This is a genomic window from Pseudomonas sp. FG86, assembly GCF_057808775.1.
On record NZ_JBMDIS010000026.1, the window covers coordinates 33,233 to 57,519 of the forward strand.

General features: G+C 61.0%; 20 protein-coding genes. 6 read left to right on the forward strand and 14 right to left on the reverse strand.

The genetic code is table 11. The annotated features are described in order from the left end of the window. Nucleotide 1 precedes the first annotated feature (1 nt). Nucleotides 2-1,237, forward strand: a complete 1,236-nt coding sequence (codA, locus tag ACODSV_RS18040; RefSeq protein ID WP_024074458.1) for a cytosine deaminase — start codon at nt 2-4, stop codon at nt 1,235-1,237. Between the two features lie 8 nt (nt 1,238-1,245). On the opposite strand, the gene ACODSV_RS18045 is transcribed toward codA, so the two are convergent. From ACODSV_RS18045 to ACODSV_RS18065, 5 genes are all read right to left on the reverse strand, one after another. Continuing rightward, nucleotides 1,246-3,402, reverse strand: a complete 2,157-nt coding sequence (locus tag ACODSV_RS18045; RefSeq protein WP_024074457.1) for a lipase family protein — start codon at nt 3,400-3,402, stop codon at nt 1,246-1,248. Between the two features lie 14 nt (nt 3,403-3,416). After that, a complete protein-coding gene (locus ACODSV_RS18050; RefSeq protein ID WP_150055294.1) occupies nt 3,417-4,196 on the reverse strand; it encodes a hypothetical protein in 780 nt (259 codons plus the stop codon). Continuing rightward, nucleotides 4,189-5,025, reverse strand: a complete 837-nt coding sequence (locus ACODSV_RS18055; RefSeq protein ID WP_150055293.1) for a DUF4123 domain-containing protein — start codon at nt 5,023-5,025, stop codon at nt 4,189-4,191. Before ACODSV_RS18055 ends, ACODSV_RS18050 begins: the two co-directional genes overlap by 8 nt. Then, nucleotides 5,025-7,043: a type VI secretion system tip protein TssI/VgrG gene (gene tssI, locus ACODSV_RS18060; RefSeq protein WP_150055292.1), complete on the reverse strand. Its 2,019-nt coding sequence runs from the start codon at nt 7,041-7,043 to the stop codon at nt 5,025-5,027. Before tssI ends, ACODSV_RS18055 begins: the two co-directional genes overlap by 1 nt. A 294-nt stretch (nt 7,044-7,337) precedes the next feature. Next, nucleotides 7,338-8,330 carry a diaminopimelate epimerase gene (locus ACODSV_RS18065; protein ID WP_150055291.1) on the reverse strand — a complete coding sequence of 331 codons (993 nt, stop codon included), beginning with the start codon at nt 8,328-8,330 and terminating at the stop codon, nt 7,338-7,340. A gap of 360 nt (nt 8,331-8,690) precedes the next feature. Between ACODSV_RS18065 and ACODSV_RS18070 the strand changes: the two genes are divergently transcribed. Further along, complete coding sequence (locus ACODSV_RS18070) at nt 8,691-9,842, forward strand: MFS transporter (RefSeq protein WP_024074452.1); 1,152 nt, start codon at nt 8,691-8,693, stop codon at nt 9,840-9,842. A gap of 32 nt (nt 9,843-9,874) precedes the next feature. On the opposite strand, the gene ACODSV_RS18075 is transcribed toward ACODSV_RS18070, so the two are convergent. From ACODSV_RS18075 to ACODSV_RS18090, 4 genes are all read right to left on the reverse strand, one after another. Next, nucleotides 9,875-10,423: a type III secretion effector protein gene (locus ACODSV_RS18075; protein ID WP_150055290.1), complete on the reverse strand. Its 549-nt coding sequence runs from the start codon at nt 10,421-10,423 to the stop codon at nt 9,875-9,877. A 1-nt stretch (nt 10,424) separates the two neighbouring features. After that, nucleotides 10,425-10,787 carry a hypothetical protein gene (locus tag ACODSV_RS18080; protein WP_150055289.1) on the reverse strand — a complete coding sequence of 121 codons (363 nt, stop codon included), beginning with the start codon at nt 10,785-10,787 and terminating at the stop codon, nt 10,425-10,427. Between the two features lie 602 nt (nt 10,788-11,389). Next, nucleotides 11,390-12,004 carry a hypothetical protein gene (locus tag ACODSV_RS18085; RefSeq protein WP_454843871.1) on the reverse strand — a complete coding sequence of 205 codons (615 nt, stop codon included), beginning with the start codon at nt 12,002-12,004 and terminating at the stop codon, nt 11,390-11,392. A 1,004-nt stretch (nt 12,005-13,008) separates the two neighbouring features. Beyond that, a complete protein-coding gene (locus ACODSV_RS18090) occupies nt 13,009-13,446 on the reverse strand; it encodes a tautomerase family protein (RefSeq protein WP_150054258.1) in 438 nt (145 codons plus the stop codon). 95 nt (nt 13,447-13,541) lie between these two features. Between ACODSV_RS18090 and ACODSV_RS18095 the strand changes: the two genes are divergently transcribed. Both ACODSV_RS18095 and ACODSV_RS18100 read left to right on the forward strand, forming a co-directional pair. Then, a complete protein-coding gene (locus ACODSV_RS18095) occupies nt 13,542-14,504 on the forward strand; it encodes a GlxA family transcriptional regulator (protein WP_150054259.1) in 963 nt (320 codons plus the stop codon). Nucleotides 14,505-14,754: 250 nt separating this feature from the next. Continuing rightward, a complete protein-coding gene (locus ACODSV_RS18100; RefSeq protein ID WP_024074445.1) occupies nt 14,755-15,288 on the forward strand; it encodes an NADPH-dependent FMN reductase in 534 nt (177 codons plus the stop codon). Nucleotides 15,289-15,351: 63 nt separating this feature from the next. Here the strand turns inward: ACODSV_RS18100 and ACODSV_RS18105 are convergent, their stop codons facing one another. From ACODSV_RS18105 to ACODSV_RS18125, 5 genes are all read right to left on the reverse strand, one after another. Beyond that, nucleotides 15,352-16,386 (reverse strand): alpha/beta hydrolase family protein, encoded by a 1,035-nt coding sequence (locus ACODSV_RS18105; protein WP_150054274.1) that lies wholly within the window; start codon nt 16,384-16,386, stop codon nt 15,352-15,354. 154 nt (nt 16,387-16,540) lie between these two features. Beyond that, entirely contained in the window at nt 16,541-18,061 is a 1,521-nt protein-coding gene (locus tag ACODSV_RS18110; RefSeq protein WP_150095332.1) for an MDR family MFS transporter, read from the reverse strand. Continuing rightward, nucleotides 18,051-19,178: an HlyD family secretion protein gene (locus tag ACODSV_RS18115; protein WP_102624322.1), complete on the reverse strand. Its 1,128-nt coding sequence runs from the start codon at nt 19,176-19,178 to the stop codon at nt 18,051-18,053. The genes ACODSV_RS18110 and ACODSV_RS18115 overlap by 11 nt, the downstream gene beginning before the upstream one ends. Beyond that, nucleotides 19,175-20,626: an efflux transporter outer membrane subunit gene (locus ACODSV_RS18120; protein ID WP_024074441.1), complete on the reverse strand. Its 1,452-nt coding sequence runs from the start codon at nt 20,624-20,626 to the stop codon at nt 19,175-19,177. Before ACODSV_RS18120 ends, ACODSV_RS18115 begins: the two co-directional genes overlap by 4 nt. A 107-nt stretch (nt 20,627-20,733) precedes the next feature. Beyond that, entirely contained in the window at nt 20,734-21,483 is a 750-nt protein-coding gene (locus ACODSV_RS18125) for an AraC family transcriptional regulator (RefSeq protein WP_024074440.1), read from the reverse strand. Between the two features lie 157 nt (nt 21,484-21,640). Here ACODSV_RS18125 and ACODSV_RS18130 point away from each other — a divergent pair, with 157 nt between their 5' ends. Further along, nucleotides 21,641-22,441: a glucose 1-dehydrogenase gene (locus ACODSV_RS18130; protein ID WP_024074439.1), complete on the forward strand. Its 801-nt coding sequence runs from the start codon at nt 21,641-21,643 to the stop codon at nt 22,439-22,441. Continuing rightward, on the forward strand, nt 22,434-24,260 hold the full coding sequence (locus ACODSV_RS18135; protein ID WP_150054261.1) for a glycoside hydrolase family 15 protein: 1,827 nt from the start codon (nt 22,434-22,436) through the stop codon (nt 24,258-24,260). The genes ACODSV_RS18130 and ACODSV_RS18135 overlap by 8 nt, the downstream gene beginning before the upstream one ends. Nucleotides 24,261-24,287 lie beyond the last annotated feature (27 nt).

Below are 24,287 nucleotides of genomic sequence, written 5' to 3' on the forward strand. Positions count from 1 at the left end.
CATGCACATCATCAACGCCCGCCTGCGCCACCGTGAAGGCCTGCATGATCTGCACCTGGAACATGGCCGGATCGCCAGTATCACTGCGCAAACGGGGTCGCCAACTGCAGGGCCCGACGACCTGGACGCTGCCGGTAACCTGGTGACGCCACCGTTCGTCGAACCGCATATTCACCTCGACGCCACCCTGACTGCCGGAGAGCCGCGCTGGAACATGAGCGGCACCCTGTTCGAAGGCATCGAGTGCTGGGGCGAGCGCAAGGCCACCATCACCGAGGAAGACACCCGCACGCGCGCCAAGAAAACCATCCAGGCCCTCGCCGCCCATGGCATCCAGCATGTTCGCACCCATGTCGACGTCACCGACCCGGACCTCACGGCGCTCAAGGCCATGCTGCAAGTGCGTGAAGAAAGCACGCACCTGATCGACCTGCAAATCGTCGCCTTTCCCCAGGAGGGCATCGAGTCCTACCGCAATGGTCGCGAACTGATGGAAGAAGCCATTCGCCTGGGCGCCGACGTGATCGGTGGCATCCCGCACTTCGAATACACCCGTGACCAAGGGGTGAGTTCAGTGAAGTTCCTCATGGACCTGGCCGAACGTACCGGCTGCCTGGTGGACGTGCACTGCGACGAAACCGACGACCCGCACTCGCGCTTCCTTGAAGTCCTCGCCGAGGAAGCCCGCAGCCGTGACATGGGTGCCCGCGTCACTGCCAGCCACACCACGGCCATGGGTTCCTATGACAACGCCTACTGCGCCAAACTGTTTCGCCTGCTGGGGCATTCCGGGATCAGCTTCGTCTCCTGCCCCACCGAAAGCATTCACCTGCAAGGGCGCTTCGACAGTTTTCCGAAACGCCGCGGCGTCACCCGCGTCAACGAACTGCTCGAAGCCGGCATGAACGTGTGCTTCGGCCAGGACTCCATCGTCGATCCCTGGTACCCGTTGGGCAACGGCAACATCCTGCGCGTTCTGGAAGCCGGCCTGCACATTTGCCATATGCTCGGCTACCGTAACCTGCAAAGCGCCCTGGACCTGGTCACCGACAACAGCGCCAAAGCCATGGCCCTGGGCGAGCGCTACGGCCTGGAGCCTGGGCGGCCGGCCAACCTGTTGATCCTGTCGGCCGACAGCGATTATGAGGTGATTCGCAGCCAGGGCCTGCCGCTGTATTCGATCCGCCATGGCAAGGTGTTGATGAAGCGGCGGCCGGCGCAGGTCGAGTTCCTGTAAAGAGTGGGCTAAACGATCGAGTCGATATCCAGCGAGTGCACCCTCCCCCGGTCGCCATGAACGGGGGACGGGACACTCGCTACCGGCGAACGCTCACGGTTTTCTCGGTGGCTGAACCAACGCTTGAGACTCGGTTGCAGGCTGGCGGAGTGACTATGACTGCCATACACGTCACGGACCTCGAGACGGCGCCAGCGCAGACTGTGCAGCCGCTCGCGGCTGGTGTTCAAGCGGTCGATTTCGGCATTGAGGGCCTGATTGTGCTCATGGGCCTGGCCACGCTGGTTCGGCGGACGCCGCTGCTCAAGCTCGCGGTTCTTGTCACGCAATTGTTGGCGCATGGTCTCCAGCGCATGGTCGAGCAACGCGTATTCCCTCGGTGTGACCAAAGGCCCCTGGCTTTCCAGGGTGTGCTGCCAGCGGCGCAACGTGGCCCAGGCGGCGGGGATGTAGCTGGCGGTCATGAAATGCTGGTCGGCCTGGAACAGCTGTTTGAGCAAGTTGTCGCGGTCGGGCATATCGCCGTGCAGTTGCAACGCACGATTGCAGGCGGCCTCCTGGATGGACTCACAACCGGGTTTCCACAACACCGACGCCTGCGTGCCATCCTCCAATGTGATCGGCATGAAGTGCTGCTGTTCGCCATGATGTTGGTAGGGATTGCCACCAACCCGCACCAGGCCAGCGGCGAACAACAGGCCCCCGGGCGTAGGGGCACTGAATAACGTCACGGCGCCGGGGATCCAGAGTTTGGCGGTAGTGTTCATCCAGGGCGCGGGAACGCTGGGGACGGGATCGTTATGGTTGACGATACGGTGGTGGACCAGGGCTGAGGCACCGTCGGTGAATTTGGAATCGGCGGCGCGGGGGGCGCCGTAGGTGTAGAGGAGGACATCGTAGTTGACCTCCGGCACACGGCGCAGTCCTTCCGAAAGCAGCAACGCGATAGCGCCGCCCAGGCTGTGACCACATATAACGATTCGTTGTCCTTCGTAAAACTGGTCGAGATAGCGCAATACAAAATCACGCATTGCCCGGTAAGCCAGATAAAACCCCTCGTGCACCTTGCCAACACCGTCGGCGAAAACAACCTGATGGGCGTTGGCGTCACGTAGTACATCGGTATGACTGTAGGTACCTCGCACAGCGATCAAGATCACCTCATCGTGATGCGTGATAAAAGCCTGGGTGTCAGTACCAAACGCCTCATCATCAAAAAAGTGCATGCGTGCCGGGTGTTCCTGATCGTCCTTCAGTTCCGGACGGTTTTGTGGATACAACTCAGGATCAAAGGGCAAGATCTCGAAGCGCTTGGAGTAAGGCACATCCTCATAAACAGGATAAAAACGCTGTGCCTGTTCGGGATCAATTCGCCAGGCTTCTCGGTACCCAGACAACTTGTCGGCAAATAGATTTCCAACAGAGGGATCGAACGGGAACTTGACTTGATCAACTGGCCGTTCAGCAGGGTGTTGACCAAAATCGCAATAACTCAGCGCAGACATCAGCGCCAACTGGTAAAGGTTCAAGGCACAAAACCGGTCATCGATGGAAAGCAGCGGACGCAAGGCCCGCAATGGCCGAACCTCCAATACACTATGTTGATTGGGGAACAGTACGATACCCGACAGCGTCGGCTGAGGCGGACCAAATCCCAGATCAGCCATCATTTTCAGCGCGTGGGGCTGTGGGCGGCAGGCCGTAGGCACCACCGCCGGTAAATGAGCGATATGACGAACCAAGTCACTCACTTCAACCTGATAAAACCTATCCGCTTGTTGCCGCGCTGGATTGCCATCAATGCGCCTACCATCAGCGTTGGAAAAGTGTGATTGCTCGGCCCGAGTTTGAAGTTCAGTGATTGGCAGCTTGTAGGTCAGGCGCTTGCTCAGCCGAGCGTAGGGTTCTTCTGTTCCAGAATATCGTTCATCTAACAGGAGAATCACCGGACCACAGTAGAAGTCCTGCAGTTTTGCGAATCCCTCACCGTCCAATCTGCCTTCGTATTGGCACCCTGTACTGTCGTAGGCCGTGAATGAAAGGCCGCCGTATGCCTTCCCACTACCCGCTTCATCTACCAGACAAAAACTCACCCAATGTCCTCGCATTGAGCAAGCCAGCATCTTGTCATTGAAAAAAGGTTGCTTCCATGCGTCCAGCTTCATCAATACTCTCCTTGTTACATGCACGTTGGATAGACGTCACAGATGCGCCCATCCGGCATTTTTATAGGTTTAAAGTCCGTTGTATTGCCGCTGCAATAGGCAGACAAATCTTCGACACTCTTACCTTTGCAACGCCTCCACCCTCCAGGAACACTTATCCATCTATCATCAAAAGCAGGTAACTCTTCTTCAGTAACAGTCAATACGAGCCTAAGTGTCTTGCCTGATAACTGATCTCGTTGCGCAACAGCAGCAGCTGATTTTTTTTGTGGCCGGCCCACCGCATCCAGAGCATTGCATAACAGAATTTTCCTGATCGCGTGGTGAGGCCCCACCGTCCGGAAGTGCCACTGGCATTGCCTCGACAACTCCAGAACATCGGCGTCAAGCTTCATAGGCACGTCAACTTCCCGGCGATCTCGAATGGAGATACCTGCAATATCCCCCCCAACATCCGTATCCCGCTTGCCCCACTTCGCATAAAAATCAAACATCACACTACTCACGACCAGCGGGCAGCCGTCTACTGTTTCAGTCAGCGGCAGCTCATAACTCACCCGACTGGCCACGGGTTTGTATTCAGTAAAAAACACCTTACGCTCAGGACGCCTGCCCCGGCGCTGCGGCAACGTGCAAGTCTCACCAGGGGCGGGATGGTAGTTGGCCGCCGTTTTGACTTTGAACTCCGCCGGCATATCCACCTCCAGCGTAAAATGCTCACCTCTCTTCCCCGTACACCCAGGGAGCCACACCAGGGCAACAACTAACAACGCACCGCCTATCCATCTACTCATGATTGCGCTCCTCCCCACGCCATTGCTCCACCAGCCGTTCAAAATGCTCCCCTGGCGCCTCACCCGCTCGCGGCTGCCAACAGATCACACGGTTGCGAGTCGCCTCCTTCAGCCGTCGAACCACCAGGAATTCCAGCTGCTCCGGCGCGTGCCATTGCCAGGCGCGAGCCTGCTCCAGCACTTGGCTCAGCCACGCCCTGGGGTCTTGAAACTCGACCAGTGCGGCAAGGTCTTCACTGTGTTCGGCCAGCAGGTATCGCAGGATATTGGCGTGCAGGATGGCGTCGGCCTGAGGGTTCGGGGTGTTCAGCCATGGCGCCGGCACAGGCACCGGGTAGTGGCCGGGGGCAGGGTTTTCGCCATGGCGCCAACCTCCTTCGTGCCAGTAGCACACGCTGATCAGTGGCCCGAGGAATTCCGGCCACAGCGCTGTGGGCAGGTAGGCCAGGGCACGGGCCAGGGTGCGATTATCGTGAAGACGGTAGAGCGCCTGCTCCCCTTCGGGCCCGACCATCAGCCGCTCGCGCCAATGCGCTGTCACACCGGTCAAGTCGTCGTCAGGCACGCTGCCCAGCCACCCCCAGTTGGCTTCGGGGTGTTGCAACAGGTTCACCAATGCGGGCTCGCTCATCGGCCCCAGCAGCAGGAGTACGGGCCCCGTGTTCGCCAGTTCTGCCGCGACGGTCTCGCTGTAGAGACAGCGATAGTGCAACAGGTCGCGGGCCGCCAACATAGGCTGGCGGGCCGCGCTGTGACCATCGAGCATCAGGCATATCCGGCGTCCTGCCTGCTGTTGTTGGGCCATCCATCGGTTGGGAAGCATCGGCATCAAGCCGCCCTCCCGGTCATGTCGCATTGGCCTTCACGGCAGCGTTCGCACAGGGGGCAGAAGTCCGCGCCCAGTTGCCGCGCCAGGTCCATGATGACGCCTTGCACGGCGGCGACTTTCAGGCTGCCGGTAACAGGCGAGGCATTCGCAGCACGGGTTTCGGACGGTGAGCCGCCAAGGCTGATGGGCCGACTGCTGAAAATCCCCCCTGCCTGCAGCACCAGGTGCTCTCCGCCAGCCTTGAGGCTCAGTTGTGCGCCCGCATCGATCACCAGGTTGGCACCAGCCTTGATATGCACCTGTTGTCCGGCTTCGACTACCAGGGTCTGCTTCACATAGGTCCGGCTCTCGCCCTGTACGTCAAGGTGGTCGTTCGCCTGCAACACCACCTTGCGATCACCGGTGATGTGACGATGCTCCTCGTTATCCAGGCGGACCGTACTTAACCCGTGGATGATCTCGCGTCGCTCCCCGGCCACCTCCAGCCGGCTGTCATGGCCGACCTGTTGTTCCAGGTCACGTTGGGCGCGCAGGTAAATAAGCTCCTCGCCGCACCGGTCTTCCAGATGCAGCTCGTTGCCGCCCGCGCCTCCCGGGGAACTGCAGGTACGCAGCACACTACGGGTCTTATGCTGCGGTAACGAATAGGCCGGCAGGCGTAGCGCATTGGGCAGGCAGCCGTTGATCAGCGGCTGGTCGGGGTCGCCTTCAAGAAAGGTCACCAGCACCTCCATGCCGACCCGGGGAATCATCATGGCGCCAAACCCGGCACCGGCCCAACCGGTGGCCACGCGCACCCAGGCGCTGCTTTTATCATCCGTCGGGTCCAGGCGATCCCAATGAAAGCGCACCTTGACCCGGCCATAGGCATCGCAGTGCACCTCCTCCCCCGCAGGCCCGGTCACCGTAGCGGTCTGGCTGCCCTTGATGGTTGGCTTGGCATGTTTGAGGGGCGGACGATACACCGCGCGCCAGGGCGTCGCGGTGAAGCGGTTGCGATAGCCCTGGAAGGCCCCTGGCGCAAATACCGCCTCTTCAAGTACTTGCGGTTGATAACCTTCGTGACGCACCGAGGTGAGCAACCACAAGTCATTGCAGGCCGGGTCCGGATGGTCACGCAGGTCGAGGAAATGACCGCTGCGCAATACGGGTTGATCGCTCTGGCCCGATGCCCGATGACGGTCGCTCTGATGGCGCTCCAGGCCACGACGCGCCAATTGCACACCCCGCGCATGGCCAGTGAAACCAGCGGGATAGTCATAGTCTTCCAGCGGTTGCGCAGACACCGTGCCGGCCTGGTTCTGCAGGCGCAACGCTGGGTGTTCGAAGTCATGATCGCGGCGCACCGTTTGCCGGCTGCGGGTTTCCAGGCGCCTGTCGAAACGCTGGACGCCCCGCGCCTCGGTCGTCGGATCAGGCGAGGCGCAGTAACGCTGCTGTGGCAAGCGTCGAAACACCGTCTGGTCATCCCCGAACACCAGCAGGTGATTGTTCACGCTGTGGCGGAAATGGTAGTGAATCCCCTCCTCTTCACATAGGCGCTGGATGAAGTGCAGGTCGGTTTCCGCGTATTGCACGCAGAATGTGCGCGGCGGATAGACCACCGGGCCGAGCTCAAAGGCATAGGCGTCGGCCAGGATGCCATGGTGCTCGAGGACGGCCATGATGATCTGCGGCACACTGCGCTGCTGGAAGATGCGTTGGTCGCGCCGGTAGGCCAGGCTGGCCAGGCGCGGTGCCAGGGTGAGGTGGTAGCGGGTGAGCCGAACACCCGGATCAGCCCGGCCAATGGCGTAGACCTGCCCATGCAGGCCTTGATCGGCCTCGCCAAAGTCCAGATAGGCAAGTTGGTGAAGCAAACGCTCCAGGTCAAGGGAGGGGTTTTCGCTGACGAGTTGCACCTCAATGAAGTACGGCTGATCGACGGCCTCGCTGCCGTTGAAAGCCAGTACTTGAAAGTCTGTATTTATGCCTGGAACTATTAATTTGAAACGTGACGAAACAAACGCATTAACCATCCGTTGTTACCCGCCATCCACTTTCTGACTGAAATACCCTCTCTCGCAACATCGATCGAGTTGCAGAGAAAAAGCGCCTGAACGCCCGAAAGCTTAGCGTCTCCGGCGGAAATTCGGCCGGTCAGAAATAAAACAGAATATTCGTACGATGAGGATGGAAGTGTCTTTTGCTAAATATTAAATACAGCCACTCAACCAGTGATCAACAATAAGAAAAGTACGACACAGGCTTACATCTAAATAACTAACCGCTAAAGAACTAGCCCACATCAATTAAAGCCGCCAAGGGTTCCCCTACGCTGCGGGGAGTGGTCGCGCCGTCCCAAACAGGCTGACACTGAGCAGGCGTTCGGCCTGCGTTTGCAAGCGCACTGGCGCCGTGCCGCCCGGCATGACCACGGCCACTTCACCGCCCTCAACCCAACCGGCCCGCCACGCCGCGCATGCCACAGCGCTGGCGCTGGTGCCCGACGACGCCGTAGGTCCCTCGCCCCGTTCGAAGACTCGCGCCAACACCCGGTTGCCGTGATCACGCGCCGCCCATTGCAGGTTAATGCCGGCGGCACAGGGTTGGCCGCTACCGACAGGTGGTGCGAAGGCAACGGCTTGCAGGGCGAGGAACAATGCAGGCTGGTGCATCGACGGGTTGTCCGGCAATGCCGAAGCCTGGTCGACCAGCGTGACGCAATGAGGGTTGCCGACCCGCACAAACTGACTGCAGGCCCATTGCGGATTGATTGCCACCAACGCGTCCACCCGGCTGAACCCATGCGCCTCCACCCGCACTGGCTCGACGCCCACCGCCCCCACGGCCAAGGGCCCGAACTCAGGTTGCCCCAAGGCCAGCCAAAACCCATCGACCTGCCCATACCGTGCGGGCTCGACCGACGTAGCCACCGGCGACGCTGCATCCGATTTGTCGTGATGCACCCGCAGTTCACAGCCCAGGGTCATCAAACCCTGGTCGGTCAACGCCTGCGCAAAGATGGTCAAGCCGTTGCCACTGCGCTCGGCGAGGGAGCCATCGGTATTGACGATCAACAGATCGAACGGCGGCTCAGCCTGAAACGGCCCGACCAGCAGCCCATCACAGCGGTGCGCCTTGGCGTCGGCCGGACGCGGCAATGAACCCCAACCGCATTCGGAGGCGATGGCCGATGCCGTCCATGCCTCCCGGTTACTCGCCGCGAGGACGGCGCTATCGGGCACACCCACACCCCGGCTGCGCAAAAAGACGGGGTTGACGACCCCATAGATATTGCCGCGCGCATCGTAGAACAGGGTCATGCTGCCGCCTGCCTGAGAACTTTCATCAGCTCGTCCATCCAGTTGTCTACTCACTGGGGCAGCAGCGTATTACAGAATGGTCGAGCTGTGGGAGGTGGTCTGGAAGGTGGTCATCCACCGCAAGAAAGCTGGGGTTCATCCGTTCTCACAGGAATTACACACCTTCCAGACCACCTCCTACAAACTCGACAGGCTCTGTGTGGCAAATCAGGTCCACAGCGTTCCGTGTTTGTAAAAAAAGAATTCACCGCCTGGGCAGCAAACCTGAAACCAGGGGAACCCTGACTCGCTCGATATGGCTTGATATGCAAGGATGTCGCGCCGGACATCGTTCATTGAACGCAAGACCAAGGATTTTTCATGACTGCCATCCCCACCCCAGCGCCCGTGGTTCCCGGTCGGCTGGAACAAATGTCGACCCGTATCGCTTTTTTTATCGCTGGCTTCGGCATCGCCGCCTGGGCGCCGTTGGTACCGTATGCCAAGGCGCGCGCGCAGTTGAATGAAGGCACGCTTGGCCTGTTGCTGCTGTGCCTGGGGGTGGGTTCGATCATTGCCATGCCCGTGGCGGGCGCGCTGGCCTCGCGCTACGGTTGCCGACGCGTACTGACCGCCGGGACGATCCTGATCTGCCTGGCCCTGCCGATGCTGGCCACCGTCAGTTCGATCCCCTTGTTGATCGCCGGGTTGTTCCTGTTTGGCGCAGGCCTGGGCACGGTGGATTCCACGGTCAACCTGCAAGCGGTGATCGTTGAGCGCGCCAGCGGCAAAACCATGATGTCGGGCTTCCATGGTTTGTTCAGCCTGGGAGGCATCGTCGGCGCTGCGGGCGTTGCCGGGATGCTGGGGCTGGGCTTGTCGCCCTTGCAGGCGACCCTGGTAGTGATCGTCATCATGGCGGCAGCACTGCTCAAGGCTGGGCCACACTTCTTGCCCTATGGCAGTGAAAGCTCGGGGCCGGCCTTTGCGGTGCCGCACGGCGTCGTGCTGTTTATCGGCTGCCTGTGCTTTATCGTGTTTCTGGCCGAAGGGGCCGTGCTCGACTGGAGCGCGGTATTCCTCAGCGCCGAACGCGGCCTGGACGAAGCCTATGCCGGCCTGGGTTATGCGGCCTTTGCCTTGACCATGACGGCCGGACGCCTGACCGGTGATGCGATCGTGCGGCGTCTGGGCGCCACCCGCGTCATCATGATCGGTGGTGCGCTGGCCACCACGGGCATGTTACTGGCCACCCTGCTCCCTGCGTGGGAAACCGCCCTACTGGGGTACGCCCTGGTGGGCGCCGGCTGCTCGAATATCGTGCCGGTGCTGTATACCGCGGTCGGCAAGCAGACCGTCATGCCTGAACATATCGCTGTGCCAGCCATCACCACCCTCGGCTATGCCGGCATACTCGCAGGCCCGGCGATGATCGGCTTTATCGCCCACGGCAGTAGCCTGAGCACCGCCTTTGTGTTGATCGCGCTGCTGCTGGCGGGTGTGGCCATCAGTGGCAAGATCCTCAAGGTATAAGGCCACTCAAGGCAATAAGCCCGGATCGAGGGCTACCTGGCCTTATGCGCCTTGTACTGTTCAAGCCAGCGCTCAAGACTTTTATTGCTGAGCCAACCCTCATACCGGGGCCAACCAAACAGGCGCGTGTGGTTGGCACGCTCCAGCGAACGCAGTAAACCCGGGCGCTCGATAATATTTTTCGCCATGTACACGCAATGTTCGCTGTACTTCTTCCTGGGCAGGCCAGTGCAAGGCTCCAATATGGGCAGGCCCAGAGAATCAATGGCATCGGGGTCATTCATCACGGTTTTGAGCAGCGCAATTTCCACGTACTCAAGTGCTTCAAAAAAAAACTTGCGATCCTTGGTCGGGTCTTTCAATTGCTTGAAATGACCTTGCAGGGCCTCGACAACCAGGGCATTGCCCTGCCCCTGGAAAGGATCCTGGCTGAAGGCCCCTGGCGTACTGTTGCCCAGCAGCGTCGCAGCGGCCACCCTCAAGCTGTCGCGAGTGATGTACCCCTCGCAATCGACGATTGCGTCGTTAAGAGGCGGACGCTTGAGAATTTCCCTGACCATCAGGATCATGCGGTCCCGCACATTACTCTCCCCTCAACGCTTCAGCAGCGATGCGATGCAAGGACGACTGCGTCAGGCGCCCTTCCTTGAAAAACGAGTGCAATTCACCAAAGCTTTTCTCCAGCTCGCCCGCCAACTGGCTATCGGTGGAGAGAGGACCGGGCGGGGCCGTATTCGCGCGCGCAGCCGGTGGATTTTGTAATGCCTGGTAGCGCAACGCCGACAAGGACCCGCGCAACAGCATCGGACGCCGTGGTCGCACATCCGGTGCGAGGCAGGGTTCCTCGCACGGCGTGTGAACAACGGGCGCCGGCAAAACCGATTGCACCTCTGCCCCTCCCATGGCCGCTGGCCGCCCGCGAGGTATTGCACCATCAATTTTCATGCATTATCTCCAACTTTTTCCAGATCCGAGCTTGCCCGGCGACCACTGCCAAGGTGGCCGAAATCCGCAAATGGATACCAGTCAAGCCACCGATGTGTGGCTGGGCGATCGCAATAGTTCCGGGGGATGAGCGAATAGCGATGACAGCATGTAAACGCACGCACCACGATGGCCGATCAGTCGCGGTCGTGAGGAGGCGCCGCGCGGTTGTTTTCGGCCTTTTGCCCACTGCACATGGACCTCAGCCCAATCATCACCGAGACCATGACACCACGAAGCGACGCCAGGGGTTGAGCGTCCCTTCCAAGTTCCTGGCCGGGCGCAAGCATGCCTCGGGCAAAATCGTCAGCCACTGGCGCCTGGAACCTGCGCTGACCGGCAAAGTCCTTCATGCGCTGGGTCTCATAAGCATGGAGTATTTGCGCGGGGGCTTTGTCACAAGTGGGCTCTTGCGCCTGCGCATGGGTTTGATCGCTGGCAGACTGTCGGTATCCAGACTGGCGAGCGTTGAACGAAGTCGAAGTCATAGGCCCCCCAAGGGAATGCGCCACGAGGGGTTCGTGGCGATTCTCCCGCTCAATGAATTACTCTGCGGTGCGCTTTTATCCGCGGGACATCTGGCGCAATGTGTCCCAGTGAATCCAGCCGTCCTTGCCCCAGCGATCCCCACCGTCCATGTTTTCCTTCACCTCGGAGCGCTTGAGGACTTCCTGCGCAATCCAGGCCAGACGTCCATGAACCGGATCGCTCGTCGGCCACGAGGCGAGCCCGTGCAACTTGTCGATGCTGATGAAGCCCGGGTTGGCCGGGTCCTCCAACCCCTCGAAATGCTCGAGCATCTCTTGCGCCAACCGCGAGTCATCCTGGTATTTCAAAGGACTTTGGCTGCTGAGGGTCATCTGAATTTTTTGCCGGTCGATCAGGCCATCCAGCGCGCCGGTGGAGCTGTGTCGATCCAATGCGTTCACCACTTCCGGGCGCCTTAACAGCTCACGCGCCAGGCGGATGTTCTGATCCTGGGCGGGGTTACCGGTCAACGGCTTGTTGGCCACGTCCGAAAGACCTTGCGTAGTGACGTACCACGGCGTTTTCGGATCTTTGAAGGCATCGAAGTTGTTCAACAGCTGGCGCGCCAGATCGTCGTTACTCTTCTGTGAGTACTCAGGGTCGGGCTTGTGGCCGTAGCAAGGATCAGGCTTGCAGGGCGTGGGGCGCACCGGCGGCTTGCTGTAGCAAGGGTCGGGCTTGCACGGCGTAGGCCGCTCTGGTGGCTTGCTGTAGCAAGGGTCAGGCTTGCACGGCGTAGGTCGCTCTGGTGGCTTGCTGTAGCAAGGGTCGGGCTTGCAGGGGACCGGCTTGGGTGGCTTCGGTGGCTTGCCGTAGCAAGGGTCAGGCTTACACGGCGTAGGTCGCTCCGGCGGCTTGCTGTAGCAAGGGTCGGGCTTGCAGGGGACCGGCTTGGGCGGCTTCGGTGGTTTGCTGTAGCAAGGGTCGGGTTTGCACGGGACCGGCTTGGGCGGTCGCTGCCCACCGCACCAGCCCTTCATTTTTTGCGTGATTTGGCTGAGGGTCCCAGACGCCGGTGTCTGTCGACTTTCACCCTGCGCCCCGCTCCCACCTTCTCGGTGCTGGGCAAGCTCTTTGTTGGCAAACAATTTGCCAGGTTTGTCGCCGCCCGGGTTGAATGCGATACTTGCGCCTTTTTGCCCATCACCCTGGGAGGTGACAGTGTCCTTGACCTTGGTCTCGGCTTTGGAGGACGACGAATTAGGGGGCGAATGAGACACGGATTTATCGAGGGCTGATACCGCCATTTTTTTGAATCTCCAGTCCGGCTGTATTACAGGGTTCACCGGCTTCCAATAAGGGAATGCAGGCAACCTCTGTGTGGCGGACAGGTCTGATTCAGTTCCTCCAGTCGGCATCAAATCGCCGACTGATCGGTAGGAGATCGGATCGATACGCGAAAAAAAACACAGCGTGGCGCTGCGACTTTTCTCCTTCCTCCCAGAGTCAGAACCCGACACTGGCCCGTACGAAGAAAGTACGTGGCTCGCCCAGTGAATCGCCCCCGCCTCCGTAGATGTTTTCCAGCCTCGAAGTGAGGCACTTTCGGATGCCTCGGGGCTGACGCCGCCCAGGTGACGGTGACGACATTTCAACTGAAGACAGGGGGCACGGAAGAAGACATAGAGGTTCAGATGTAAGCTACCTGGAGGGCCTATAGATGCCCGTATCCGGCTGCACGGGTGAAGTCGGCCAAATGCCAAATATCACCATTGGCCCCCCAGGTTCCGTCAACAACCTCCTGGATCTGTATTGAGCTCAGCAACTGGCGCTGATCCCCCACTGCCTGGCTCGATCGTATTGCGCGATGCAGTTCACGCACGTAGCGCTGGCGCATCGGCGCATCAAGAACGCCGGCAGGTACCTTGACGATGACCATGCATGGGACAAGTCGGGCATGAGGAGCAACGCCTCCACACAGCCATTCATCAGCCTGAACTTCCTCGATGAGCACCCAGCACAACGCACGCTGTTGAGGGGCATCGCCCATATGCTCGTTAACCATTGCCACATCGCTCACGCGTCGAAGCAGCTGTTGGCGCTGTGGCTGATTGAAAGCTCCGGTAGGCACTTTGATCAGAATGTTTGGCATGGCGAAACCTCATTGTTAACTGGAAACGCCATTGGGCCAGTTATCTCTTCTGCGCATAAGTGACCGATTCGTCTGTTTTCGGGCACAATCGGACAATGTACGATTTCACTATTCTCATTTTTCCTGGGGCGTTCGCTTCAAGCGTCGCAGCGACCCTGGACATCCTCGGCACCGCCGCAACACTTGCGCAACGGCACGGCCTTGCCGTGCCACGCTGGCGAGTTTGTGGGCCGCAGTCGGGGCTGGTTGCGCTAGGGCACGGCATGCACCTGTTGGTTGACGAACTGACAACAGACGTCGAGGACAACTCCTGCTGGGTCATTCCAGGCCTTGGCATCAGCGACTTCGACACGCTGCTGCAGCGTCTTGAGGAAGACTGGGTGCGTCAGATACTGCCGGCGCTGAAGGCACATGCGGATAAAGGCAGGGAGATTGCAGCGTCGTGCTCGGCGGTCTTTCTCCTGCATGCCGCAGGGTTACTCGATGGTCGACAGGTAACGACCTCCTGGTGGCTCGCCCCTTGGCTGTCGAGCATTGCGTCTGACTGCATTGTCGACCCCAACGTCATGGTGCTCTGCGACCCACCCTTGACGACCGCAGGCGCGGCCTTCGCGCAAACTGACCTGATGCTGCACCTGCTGCGCAGGCGCCTGTCGCCGGAGCTCGCCGACTATGTGGGCAAAGCGCTTCTGCTCGACGGCCGACAGCTACAGTCCCCCTTCATCAACCCAGCAATCATGGCCCAGGGCAATACACTGGTCGCTAACCTCACCGCCTACATCGAAACATGCCTGCCCCATCCGCCCAGTGTCCCGAGCCTTGCAGCGTACGCCGGCATGTCTGAGCGAACGCTGTCCCGACACCTTCGAAAAGCTACCGGCCTTTCAACCCAATATTTGATCCAGCGTGTGCAACTCAACCGGGCCCGTGTGCTGCTGGAAACCAGCAGATATTCCGTTGAATCTATCGCCGAACAGGTGGGATACCAGGATGCCACGGCCCTACGGCGACTTGTGCGCCGCCTGTTGAACGCCTCCCCAAAACAACTGCGCCAGTAGTCCGCAGACTTGCACGCCAGCGTCAGCCAAGCGGGCGCTGCTTATGCGCTCGGTGCGATGACGGGTTCGCCTATATATCCGACCAACCCTCTCCCTGAATCCAATGAATAGATTTTCATCCTGTAAACACATTCGTTCGTAGCCGCAAGCGGGAAGAACATGTCCATTGCCGCATGGCTATGCCGCAATGGTGCATGCGGTTCGGCTCGTGCGAAACTTCACCGCTTGATGAACCACGAACGGTGCTGAAATGGTGCGTTTGCTTGCTGTCTCGGGAAGTCTGCGTCAGGCCTCCTCCAACTCAATTTTGCTACAAGCAGCGGAGCGTCTATGCCCCGAAGGGGTATCGGTCGCACAGTACGACGGTATCGGTAAATTGCCTCACTTCAACCCGGATCTGCTCGAGGATCCCCCCGAGACAATCATTGAGTTACGCTCAATTATCGGGCAAGCGGATGGGCTGTTGTTTTCATGCCCCGAGTACGCTCGAGGTATTCCCGGCGCATTCAAAAACATGCTCGATTGGCTCGTGAGCAGTGAAGAGTTCCCAGGCAAGCCTGTCGCGCTTTTCAACGCTTCACCCAGAGCCAGTCATGCGCAAGCCGCATTGCGGCTGGTCCTGGATACGATGTCCGCCCGCGTCATCGAGGAGGCGTCGATGTCGGTTAACCTCCTGTCCAGCGAGTTGAGCGCCGAGGGCATCACCACCGACCCGGTGATAGGCCCCCTGATTGTTACTGCGCTCGACGCGTTTAAACGGCACCTCGACAATCAAAACCCTTGATGCTCCTGCATCGCTTGCCGAGTGGTTGGCCGCATGCAGTCGAACTGCTAGCAGCCAGCGCATCTACTGGCCGGATCTTGCATGAACCCACTCGTTTATCGTTTCAAGGGCGCCTGGTGCGTAGGCATGACGACTTTCCATCAGGAACCTCATCGTGGTGAACCAGGACCATTCGCTGGTGAGTTGGGTGTTGTAAGACGCCGCCCTCAGTAGCCCATGAGTTGCATCCGGGATGACTTCAATCCGGTTGGCTGGATGGTTGCCCCCAACTGTCTTTCGATAGAGGGCTGGGTTGGCTTCGGGATCGACATTCAGATCGTCCGCCCCCCACAACGCAAGGAGTGGTATATCGAGTTTTTTCAAGGCGCTGGTCGCATCTTCGTGAAAATTTCGCCGTACAAAAGCCCAGCGCTCTGGGCTTATACCGTCCAGAAGAGCAGCCGACGGCACCTGCGAAGAGGCAAACAAGCGGTCATCGGCGGCGGCCATCTCAGCCATCGTTGTGTCAATGTCACGCTCGGACATCCCAGTGCGTTGCAACCGCGTCCGAGTGTAATAGTCACCTTGCCGTTGCCAGGATACCGCACCGCCGACAAGCACCAGAAAGTCGGCCTCACCCGACGCAAAGCGGGGCAGTACCCAGCCGGCTTGAGAAAACCCAAGCGCACCGACAGGGATTCCTTGCAGCTTACTGCGCAAGGCGGACAACGCGCTGCGCGCGTTCACGTAGCGATCAGCCATGGACTGGCTGAGCCAATTCCCCTGCGACGCCCCAATGCCTGGTTTATCCCACGAAGCAACCGCGATACCTGCATCGAGAAGCGCATTGATGAGGGGATCGTAACCTTGCTGCGACGTGCGATCCTGGGGGCCATCTCCGTGAACCAGAACGACTGCCGCTGTCGCTGCGTGGTCAGGAAGCCAGAGCGTGCCGGCCAGGCGCAGTCCATTTGCGTCGAATGCAAAAGGTTCGCTGGCCCTGCGATCCAGACCATAAGTGTCAAGCCGCGCGAGAACCACCAAAGCGATAGCCACGATGAGACAGACCACGGAAATCAACCTTGCGCGGTAACGCTTCATCCAGATTACTTTGTGCATCGTCACTACTTTTTTCCTTTCAAGCGTTTCGGCTAACAGGCTCGAATCGCAGTGCCACTCCCTTAAGCAGTGCATGCATTAAATAACGCGCAACCTATTGATTTTTAAGATCGAAAAGCATCATTTTCTTGAGGGCCTTCACTGGGGTCAAGACTCAACCGCGCCGCAACATCAACGCCGCCACGGCACACAGCGTCAAGGCCACACATGCCAGGTAGAACGCATCGCTGTAGGCCATCAGGAACGCCTGATGATGAATGCCCTGATCCAATATCTGCAAGGCCCACTGCTGGTCCGGCAGTTGCGCCTGCAACACACCCTCACCGGGCAAGCGTTGCTGCAAGGCTGGGTCGAACACCGTGACTGACTCATTAATGCGCGCCGCATGCACCCGCTCACGCACCACCACCAGTTGCGCCAGCAGCGCCGTGCCGACGGCACCACCCAGGTTGCGCAGCATCGAAAACACCGCCGACGCCGAGCCCGCCTCCGCCTTCGCCAACCCCTGCACGGCGAGTACTGACAAGGCCACCATGATCAGCGGCTGGCCGATGCCGCGCACGACGATCGACGGCACGATCACATTGCTGGCACTGTCGGTCGATAGATGGGCGCCCATCCAGCAGCCCAACGCCATGATGGCGAAGCCCGAAGCGACCAGCAGCTTGGCGCTCAGCCACTTCATCAGGCGTGGCAAGAACGGCGCCATCACCAGTTGCACCAGCCCGTAGAGAATCAGGCTTACCCCGATTTCCCGCGCGTTGTAGCCCTGCAGTTGCGACAGGTAATTGGGCACCAGGAACACCAGGCCGAAGGTGCTGGCGCCGAAAATGAACATCGCCACACTGGCCACCCCGAAGTTGTAATGCCCCAGCAACCGCAAGTTGATAAACCCGTGCCGCCCTCCTAACTGACGAGCAACAAAGCCGATCAACCCCACCACCGCCAACAACGTCATCCACACGATGAACGGCGAGCCGAACCAATCTTTGCGCCCCCCCTCCTCCAGCACGATTTGCAGCGCACCGAGGCCCGGCACCATGCAGGCGATTCCCCACCAATCGCCCTGGCGCAACAGCTTCAGTTGCATGGGCTGACGATCGATGGACCAGGCCACCGCCGCCAGCAACGCGATACCGGGGAAGAGTTGAAGGTAGAAAATCCAGCGCCAGGAATACATGTCCGTCAGCCACCCGCCCATGGAAGGGCCGGCCGCCTGGGCCACGCTATTGGCCAAGCTGAACAGCGCCATGCCCAACGGCACCTTGCTGGCCGGCAACTCGGTGATGATCAGTTGGAACGACAACGGAATCAGCACCGCCCCGGCCGCGCCCTGCACCACGCGGATCACGATCATGGTTTGCAGGTTTGGCGCCAGCGAACAGGCGACCGACGCCACCAGGAACAGGCCCGAGCCCACCAGCATCACGCGGCGCAGCGAGAACACCTGCACCAGCCAGGCAGTGAGGGGGATCATGATGATTTCCGCCACCAGGTACGCGGTGGAAATCCACGAGCCTTCCTCGAACGTCGCCCCCAGGGCGCCTTCGATTTCCGGCAGCGCGGCGCTGGTAACATGCACGTTCATGCCGGCCATGAAACAACCAAACAGCCCGCCGATCACGGCCACCCAGGCACGCAGCGAGACCTGGGACGAATGCGCCTCAGCCTCCATGGGCACGCTCCCCACGGGTATCGACCGTGGCGATCACCGACATGCCCGGCAGGATCGGCGGGCTCGCGCCGCCCCGCTGCACCAGGCGGATCTTCACCGGAAAACGCTGGACGATCTTGGTGAAATTGCCCGTGGCGTTGTCTGGCGGCAACAGCGCAAACACGGCGCCGGAACCGGGGGCGATGCTGTGGACTTCACCCTGCCAGTGCTGGCCACTGAAGCTGTCCACCGCAATCTCCACCGCCTGCCCCGGTGCCATGTGCTGCAGCTGGGTCTCCTTGAAATTGGCGATCACATAAGCCTGGGTCACCGGTACCACGGCCAACAGCGGCAGACCCGGCGTTGCGTATTGCTGGCGCCGCACCTTGCGTTGCCCGACCACGCCGTCAAAGGGCGCACGGATGGCGGTATCGGCCAAGGCATTGCGGGCCAGGGCCAGGCTGGCCTGGGCTTCGCCAATATGCGCCTGGCGCTCGAGCAACTGGGCCTGGGCTTGCTGTCGACGCGCCTGGATAACCTGCGCCTGCGCCTGCTGGCGCGCGACCTGGGCACGCGCCTGGGCCAGCGCCGCCAGGGCTTGGGCCTGGCTGGCGCTCACGGTTTCCAGGTGCTGCGCGCTGGCCACCTGTTGTGCCACCAAGTTGCGATAGCGCTGGTAGTCCAAATGCGCCCGTCGCGCTTCAGCCTCACCGCTGTCGAGGGCTGCACGTGCTTGAACGATGCGTTGCTGTTGTTCGCTCAATTGTGCGTCCAAGGTGTCCAGGCGTGCCTGCTGCGCGGTGACCGCCGCATGTGCTTGCTGCAACTGCGCCTCGGCACTGTGCAGGCGCTCGGTGTAATCCCGTGCATCGATACGCACCAGCACATCTCCGGCCTTGACCGCCTGGTTGTCGTCGACCAGCACCTCGCTGACATAACCGGCCACCCGCGGACTGATTGCCACCCAGTCGGCGCGCACATAGGCATCATCGGTTTCCTCCAAGTATTGGCCCAGGTTCCACCACCAGGCGCCAGCCCCTACGACGCCCAGCAAAGCAGCGACTGAAACAGCGCTGACCAGTGCCCGGCGATGACGCTGCATCAACGTAGGAGGAAGGACTTCAATTGCCTGGTTCATGGGCGAGCTCCAAGGGTATTAACAGTGAGGGAAGACGCCGGGTCGTCACGCTGCCAGCCGCCACCCAGGGCCTGGAACACGTCGATCTGACGGTTGATCAATTGCAGGTCGACCTGGGCCAGGCGTGCCTCGAGGCTGACCCGGTTGCGTTCGCTGTCGAGCAGTTGCAGGGCATCCAGCCCACCGGCCTGGAAGCCACGCCGGGCCAGGTCGAAGGCGCGACGGCTGTTATCGAGAGCGTCGGCGACGGCCTGGCGACGCTGCTGTTCGCCCTGGTACAGGGCCAAGGCTTGCTCGACTTGCTTGAGCGCGCCCAGCACCGTGGCATCGAATTGCGCGAGGGCCTGGTGGGTCTCGGCCTGGCGTTGGCTGATACGCGCATGGGCGATCTGCCGGTCGGGAAACTGCCAGGACAGCAAGGGCCCAATGCCGTACACCACAGCATCAGCATTGCCCAGCTTACCCAGGCTGGCAGCCGAAGAGCCCAGCATGGCGCCAAAGGTGATACGCGGATAAAGCTGCGCGCGGGCAACGCCCGTGGACGCTGTGGCTGAACGCAACCGCGCTTCGGCGCGACGGATATCGGCGCGCCGTTGCACCAGCGCCCAGCCCTCGCCCACTGGCAACGGTGCCTGCAATTGCGGCGCCTGGGCACAGCGCAAGGCGATCACCTTTTCCGGGGTTTGGCCGCTGAGCGCGGCCAGTTCATACAGCGCGCTCTGGCGCCGGGCAGTGAACATGGGCAAGGGCGCACGGGTCTCCTCCAGCAAACCCTGGAGGCGCGCGACGTCCAGTTCGGTGGCGGCACCGGCGTGGCGCAAGCGCTGGGTGATGTCGACGCTCTGCTCCAGCAATTGCACCGAATGGCGCTGCACCTGCGCCTGTTGCGTGTAGACGCACGCCTGGGCATAGGCCCTGGCGGTCTGCGCCGCCACGGTCACGCGCCACTCATCTTCCATCGCCCGTGCCACCTGGGCATCGGCGCGGGCGGCGGCAATGCGATAGCGCACCGCGCCCCACAGGTCCAGGGTGTAGCTCAGGGAAAATTGCGGGGTATGGCTCCACTGTCCATCCGCTGACTGGCCAGAGGCCTTGGCCAGGGTCTGGTCATCACGACTGCGTCCATAGTCCAGGCCATAGGACAACGTCGTCGAGGCACGGCGTTCACCTTCAAATTGCTGCAACTGCGCGAGCAATGCATCGACATGGGCACCGGCTGCCTCCAGGTCTTTGTTCTCACGCAGTGCCTTTTCCACCAGGGCATCCAATTGCGGGTCGCGGTACAACTGCCACCAATGGTCGGGCAGCGCGTCACTGGTTTCCACCGACAAGCGTGGCGCGGGCTGCGCGGTGACCTGGGTCGACGGCACGTGGCCGCACGCGACCAGCGCACTCAACACAACCGCGAGCGGTGTGCGGTGTAAGGCGACAATCACAGAGCTGGGCATCACAAGGCTCGTTCAAGAAAGGGCCTTGCAGCATAGGCAGTCGCCTCGCGGGTTTCGCGCGCGCCCAGGCCATGTGTCGTCGCCGGACAGACACCGGGATGAGCGAATCAAGCGCCCGGGCGGAAATGACTCGGCGGGTAACCCATCGCCCGCCGAAACATCGCACTGAAGGCGCTCGGGCTTTGATAGCCATGCTCCAGCGCCACCTCCAGAATGGAGACGCCCTGGGCCAGCAATTTCAGGCTCAGGGCCAGCCGCGCGCGCTTGCGCCATTCGCCAAAGCTCATGCCCAGTTCGCGCTGGAAAATCCGGCTCAAGGTCCGTGTACTCATGTTCAGGATGTCGGCCCAGGCTTGCAGGCTGCTGTCATCGGAAGGGTTGCGGATAAAGTGCGTGCACAACCGCGCCAACCGCGCTTCGGCGGGCACCGGCACATGCATCGCGACCACGGGCGCCGTGAGCAGCTCCATGCGGATCAGCTCGATCATCGCCTGCATGCGCGGGCTGTTCTGCCCGGCGATCAAGGTGGCGGCGACGATCAGTTCGCGCAGCAGCGCCGACACTTCAATCACCTGGCACACTCGGCCCAATTCGGGCTCGGCATCCGGCGCCAGGAACAGTGTGCGCATATGCACGTCACCGGCCATGCGAATCTCATGGGCCGTCCCCGCCGGCACCCACAGCGCATGCCCGGAAGGCACCAGCCAGCTGCCTTGCGCGGTGCTGACCAGCATGACCCCGGAGACGCCATGAATCAGTTGGGCTTCGGCATGGCAATGGGCGTGCACCACCTCATCGTTGTGGTAATTGTCGGCATAGGCTTCAAGCCACGGCCTGGGAGACGATTGGGCAGTCATGGGCGGGTCTCGCGTCAACAGGCCCTGAGTCTAGCGAAAAGCACACTGGCGAAAACGATTGAAAGAGACAGCTGTCGTCGCATTCAAGACATCCGGTGAACTTCCGCGCCGCGCCGCCAGTCAGCTGAAAGGACTCTGACAATACGGTGGATGGTCGATGCAGATTTCATTGCAGCAACAAGTGGCCCTGGTCACCGGCGCCAGCTCCGGCATCGGTGCCGGCGCAGCCAAGGCCCTGGCCGCTGCCGGTGCGGCCGTGGTGCTCAACTACAACGCCCAGGCGGCACCCGCCGAGGCCCTCGCCGCACAGATCAATGCCGACGGCGGCCGGGCGATTGCCATCGGTGGCGATGTGTCCAAGGAGGCCGACGTGGAACGCCTGTTCGCAAAGAGCCTCGAAGCCTTTGGCCACCTGGACATCCTGGTGGCCAATTCCGGCCTGCAAAAAGACGCGAACCTGGTCGACATGAGCCTCGACGACTGGAACACGGTGATCGGCGTCAACCTCACCGGCCAGTTCCTCTGCGCCCGCGCCGCCGTGCGAATTTTCCAGCGCCAGGGCGTGCGCGATGGCGTGTCGCGAGCGGCGGGCAAGATCATCCACATGAGTTCGGTGCACCAGTTGATCCCCTGGGCCGGGCATGTGAACTACGCCGCGTCCAAGGGCGGCGTGGAGATGCTGATGCGCACCCTCGCCCAGGAAGTCAGCGAGCAACGCATCCGTATCAACGGCATTGCCCCAGGAGCGATTCGCACGGCGATCAACCAGGCGGCCACTGAGGGTGCGGCGGAAAAAGAGCTGCTCAAGTTGATTCCGTATGGGCGTGTGGGCGACGTGGAAGACGTGGCCAATGCGGTGGTCTGGCTGGCCAGCGACGCCTCGGACTATGTGGTGGGCAGTACCCTTTTCATTGATGGCGGGATGAGCCTTTATCCGGAGTTTCGTGGCAATGGTTGATTTGAACAAAGAGCCACAAAGCGCCATCGATGCCCACGGCATTATCGGCGACATGCGCAGCGCCGCCCTGGTGAACGACAAGGGCAGCATCGACTTTTTCTGTTGGCCGGAATTCGACAGCCCTTCGATTTTCTGCTCGCTGCTCGACACCCCCGAGGCCGGCATTTTTCAACTCACCCCGAACCTGCCCGAGGCCCGCCGCGAGCAAATCTACCTGCCCGATACCAACGTGCTGCAAACCCGCTGGCTCAGCGACGAGGCGGTAGTGGAAGTGACCGACCTGCTGTGTGTCAGTGAAGCCGTCGACGACCTGCCCCTGTTGATTCGCCGGGTGCGAGTGGTCAGCGGAACGGCAACGATTCATCTGCGCTGCGCTGTGCGCCATGACTATGCGCGTGCGCGAACTCACGCCAGCGCCGATGAAAACGCCGTGCTGTTCACCGCTGATGGCCAGCCTGGGCTGCGCCTGGCGGGCAGCCATGCGCTGCAACTGGATAACCAGGCCGCCGTGGCGACGTTTACCCTCGGCCAGGAAGAAAGCGCCGAATTCATCCTCGGTGGCGAGGACGACCCCCGGGTCACCAACGCCTGCACCGACCTGTACCTGCAACGTACCCTGAGCTTCTGGCGCGGCTGGATCGCCCAATCGAATTACCGCGGACGCTGGCGCGAAATGGTCAACCGCTCGGCGCTGGCACTCAAGCTCCTGACCTCGCGCAAACACGGCGCAATCATCGCCGCCGCCACCTTCGGCCTGCCGGAAACCCGCGGCGGCGAGCGTAACTGGGACTACCGCTACACGTGGATCCGCGATGCCTCGTTCACGGTCTATGCCTTTATGCGCCTGGGTTTCATCGAGGAAGCGAACGCCTACATGCGCTGGCTCAAAGGCCGGGTCAGCGACTGCTGTGGCCAACCGACCAAAATCAATATCCTCTACGGCATCGACGGCCGCCAGGAGTTGCCCGAGGCCACCCTTGATCACTTCAGCGGCCACGGCGGCGCGGCCCCGGTGCGCATCGGCAATGAAGCCTTCGACCAGGTGCAGTTGGACATCTACGGCGAGTTGATGGACGCGGTGTACCTGGTCAACAAATACGGCGAAGCCATCTCCCACGAAGGCTGGAAACACACGGTAGAAGTGGCCGACCAGGTCTGTGAAGTCTGGAACCAGAAAGACGTGGGCATTTGGGAAATGCGCGGCGAGCAGCATCACTTCCTGCATTCGCGGCTGATGTGCTGGGTAGCCCTGGACCGCGCGATCCGCCTGGCCTCCAAGCGTTCCCTGCCGGCCCCGTTCGCGCGCTGGGACGAGACACGCCAGGCGATCTACGCCGACATCTGGAGCAACTTCTGGAACGAAGAGCGCGGGCATTTTGTGCAGCATATCGGCAGCACCGCGCTGGACGGTTCGATGCTGCTGATGCCGCTGGTGCGCTTTGTCGCCGCCACCGATCCGCGTTGGCTGTCGACGCTGGAAGCGATCCAGGACAGCCTGGTACGCGACGGCATGGTGTACCGCTATCGCAACGACGACAGCCAGATCGACGGCCTGCAAGGCACCGAAGGCGCATTTGCCGCCTGCTCGTTCTGGTACGTCGAATGCCTGGCCCGCGCCGGCCAGGTGGAAAAGGCCCACCTGGAATTCGAACAGTTGCTGCGTTATGCCAACCCGCTGGGGTTGTACGCCGAAGAGTTCGACAGCCAGGCACGGCATTTGGGCAACACCCCCCAGGCGTTGAGCCACTTGGCGTTGATCAGCGCGGCGACATTCCTGGATCGCAAGTTGAGTGGAGAGAAGACGGTGTGGCAGCCCTGAGGTCGCCTGTGTGTGCTGGGGGTGTTG

Excerpts from the sequence above, each read along its gene's own strand:
- codA (WP_024074458.1), top strand. The coding sequence starts at position 2 with ATGCACATCATCAACGCCCGCCTGCGCCACCGTGAAGGCCTGCATGAT.
- ACODSV_RS18045 (WP_024074457.1), bottom strand. The coding sequence starts at position 3,402 with ATGAAGCTGGACGCATGGAAGCAACCTTTTTTCAATGACAAGATGCTG.
- ACODSV_RS18050 (WP_150055294.1), bottom strand. The coding sequence starts at position 4,196 with ATGAGTAGATGGATAGGCGGTGCGTTGTTAGTTGTTGCCCTGGTGTGG.
- ACODSV_RS18055 (WP_150055293.1), bottom strand. The coding sequence starts at position 5,025 with ATGCCGATGCTTCCCAACCGATGGATGGCCCAACAACAGCAGGCAGGA.
- tssI (WP_150055292.1), bottom strand. The coding sequence starts at position 7,043 with ATGGTTAATGCGTTTGTTTCGTCACGTTTCAAATTAATAGTTCCAGGC.
- ACODSV_RS18065 (WP_150055291.1), bottom strand. The coding sequence starts at position 8,330 with ATGACCCTGTTCTACGATGCGCGCGGCAATATCTATGGGGTCGTCAAC.
- ACODSV_RS18070 (WP_024074452.1), top strand. The coding sequence starts at position 8,691 with ATGACTGCCATCCCCACCCCAGCGCCCGTGGTTCCCGGTCGGCTGGAA.
- ACODSV_RS18080 (WP_150055289.1), bottom strand. The coding sequence starts at position 10,787 with ATGAAAATTGATGGTGCAATACCTCGCGGGCGGCCAGCGGCCATGGGA.
- ACODSV_RS18090 (WP_150054258.1), bottom strand. The coding sequence starts at position 13,446 with ATGCCAAACATTCTGATCAAAGTGCCTACCGGAGCTTTCAATCAGCCA.
- ACODSV_RS18095 (WP_150054259.1), top strand. The coding sequence starts at position 13,542 with ATGTACGATTTCACTATTCTCATTTTTCCTGGGGCGTTCGCTTCAAGC.
- ACODSV_RS18100 (WP_024074445.1), top strand. The coding sequence starts at position 14,755 with ATGGTGCGTTTGCTTGCTGTCTCGGGAAGTCTGCGTCAGGCCTCCTCC.
- ACODSV_RS18105 (WP_150054274.1), bottom strand. The coding sequence starts at position 16,386 with ATGCACAAAGTAATCTGGATGAAGCGTTACCGCGCAAGGTTGATTTCC.
- ACODSV_RS18110 (WP_150095332.1), bottom strand. The coding sequence starts at position 18,061 with ATGGAGGCTGAGGCGCATTCGTCCCAGGTCTCGCTGCGTGCCTGGGTG.
- ACODSV_RS18115 (WP_102624322.1), bottom strand. The coding sequence starts at position 19,178 with ATGAACCAGGCAATTGAAGTCCTTCCTCCTACGTTGATGCAGCGTCAT.
- ACODSV_RS18120 (WP_024074441.1), bottom strand. The coding sequence starts at position 20,626 with ATGCCCAGCTCTGTGATTGTCGCCTTACACCGCACACCGCTCGCGGTT.
- ACODSV_RS18125 (WP_024074440.1), bottom strand. The coding sequence starts at position 21,483 with ATGACTGCCCAATCGTCTCCCAGGCCGTGGCTTGAAGCCTATGCCGAC.
- ACODSV_RS18130 (WP_024074439.1), top strand. The coding sequence starts at position 21,641 with ATGCAGATTTCATTGCAGCAACAAGTGGCCCTGGTCACCGGCGCCAGC.
- ACODSV_RS18135 (WP_150054261.1), top strand. The coding sequence starts at position 22,434 with ATGGTTGATTTGAACAAAGAGCCACAAAGCGCCATCGATGCCCACGGC.